Source organism: Nocardioides sp., assembly GCF_036493135.1.
GTDB lineage: Bacteria > Actinomycetota > Actinomycetes > Propionibacteriales > Nocardioidaceae > Nocardioides.
Genome location: NZ_DASXQG010000039.1, coordinates 1 through 1,838 on the forward strand (window position 1 = coordinate 1; position 1,838 = coordinate 1,838).

Below are 1,838 nucleotides of genomic sequence, written 5' to 3' on the forward strand. Positions count from 1 at the left end.
ACAGCCACCCATTGGGTAGCGTTGCCCCCACGACGACATGACCGATCAGACCGGTGCCACGGTGTCTTTCCCCTGGCCCGGCCCAGAGTGCGAGGGGGTCGACCCTATGGGGCGCGGCCGAGCTAAAGCCAAGCAGACGAAGGTCGCCCGGGACTTGAAGTACCGCACTCATGAGGCGGACTTCGGGGCCCTGGCCCGAGAGCTGCACGGCGAGACCGACAGCGACGCTACCGACGAGTCGGTGGACGATCCCGCCGACGAGTGGTCAGACTACGCCGAGCAGGCCCGCGACTGACCGACCCCGGTCGGTCGTCTGAGGGCGCCTGCTCAACGAGTGGGTAGGTAGAGCCCGCGGAGGCGGCCGACGCCGCGCATCCGGCGCTCGGCGAGCCGGTCGGCGGCCTCGGCCGGGGTCACCGAGTCGGACTTGGCCAGCGCGAACACGGCCTGGGTGGTCTCGAAGATCCCACTCGCGCGCTGCTCGGCGCGCTCGAAGCTGAACCCCTCGAGCTCGTCGGCGACCTGGATCACGCCACCGGAGTTCACGCAGAAGTCGGGCGCGTAGAGGATGCCTCGGTCGGCGAGCGCCTTCTCGATGCCCGGGTGCTCGAGCTGGTTGTTGGCGGCGCCGCAGACGATCGCGGCGCTCAGCACGTCGACCACCTCGTCGGTCAGCGCTCCACCCAGGGCGCACGGTGCATACAGGTCGATGTCCGCCCGCACCAGCTCGTCGGAGTCGGCCACCGCGGTGGCGCCGTACTGCGCGACCATTGCCTCGACGGCCGCCGGGTTCACGTCGGTGACCACGACTCGCGCGCCGTCATCCACCAGGTGCTTGACCAGGTGGTGCCCGACCTTGCCGACACCCGCGATGCCGACCGTCCGACCGGACAGGGTCGGCTTGCCCCAGACGGCCTCGGCGCTCGCGCGCATCCCCTGGAAGGTGCCGTACGCCGTGAGCACCGACGAGTCGCCGGCGCCACCGTGGGCAACGGTGCGGCCGGTCACGAAGTCGCACTCCCGCGCCACGACGTCCATGTCGACGGAGAAGGTGCCGACGTCGCATGCGGTGAGGTAACGCCCGTTCAGCGACTGCACGAAGCGCCCGTAGGCACGCAGCAGCGCCTCGGTCTTGTCCTTGGCCGGGTCGCCGATGATGACGGCCTTGCCGCCACCGAGGTCCAGCCCCGCCAGCGCGTTCTTGTAGGACATCCCGCGCGAGAGGTTCAGGACGTCGCGGACCGCGTCCGCGGTCGACGCGTACGGGTAGAAGCGGGTGCCGCCCAGGCTCGGGCCGAGGGCCGTCGAGTGGATCGCGACGATCGCCTTGAGCCCGGTGGCGGAGTCGTTGCAGAAGACGACCTGCTCGTGCTCGGACCCGAGGTCGAACACGTCGACACCGTCGACGGGAGCACTGGAGACGGGCTGCGTGGGCATCGATCCTGCAACGGAGGGGTCGGGAGACATGAGGTGGCCTCTTTCGGTCGCGCCACGCGGGTGGATGGCGCGGGTGTGTGACGGAGTCGGGCCACGAGGGGTGGTGTGACCCTCCTCGCACGATAGTGCGGCGAGCGACCCGGCTGGGAATCGGGTGGGCGTCAGCGCAGCAGCAGGGTGATCGCCAGCGCAGCGCCGAAGCAGGCCACGAAGATGCCCAGGCACACCAGCGCGAACAGCATCCGCGACCCGGACGGCTCGGGCCCCGGCGGGACGACCCGGGGGAAGTCGCCGGAGGGGACCAGCAGTGTCCGCGCACGCCCCGGCGACGTCTCCTGCAGTGCCTCGACGAACGACTGGACGTCGGGCCAGCGGTCCTCGCGCTCGGGCGCGAGCCCACG

3 protein-coding genes are annotated in these 1,838 nt (G+C 70.8%); 1 reads left to right on the forward strand and 2 read right to left on the reverse strand.

Annotated elements, in window-relative coordinates:
* The first annotated feature begins 106 nt into the window (after positions 1 to 106).
* Entirely contained in the window at positions 107 to 295 is a 189-nt protein-coding gene (locus tag VGJ24_RS06065) for a DUF3073 domain-containing protein (protein ID WP_331499611.1), read from the forward strand.
* A gap of 32 nt (positions 296 to 327) precedes the next feature.
* Here the strand turns inward: VGJ24_RS06065 and VGJ24_RS06070 are convergent, their stop codons facing one another.
* Together VGJ24_RS06070 and VGJ24_RS06075 are read right to left on the reverse strand one after the other, a co-directional pair.
* Positions 328 to 1,437, reverse strand: a complete 1,110-nt coding sequence (locus VGJ24_RS06070; protein WP_331499612.1) for a Glu/Leu/Phe/Val family dehydrogenase — start codon at positions 1,435 to 1,437, stop codon at positions 328 to 330.
* Positions 1,438 to 1,598: 161 nt separating this feature from the next.
* Positions 1,599 to 1,838 (reverse strand): hypothetical protein (locus VGJ24_RS06075; protein ID WP_331499613.1); only part of this gene is annotated, 240 nt, incomplete at its 5' end.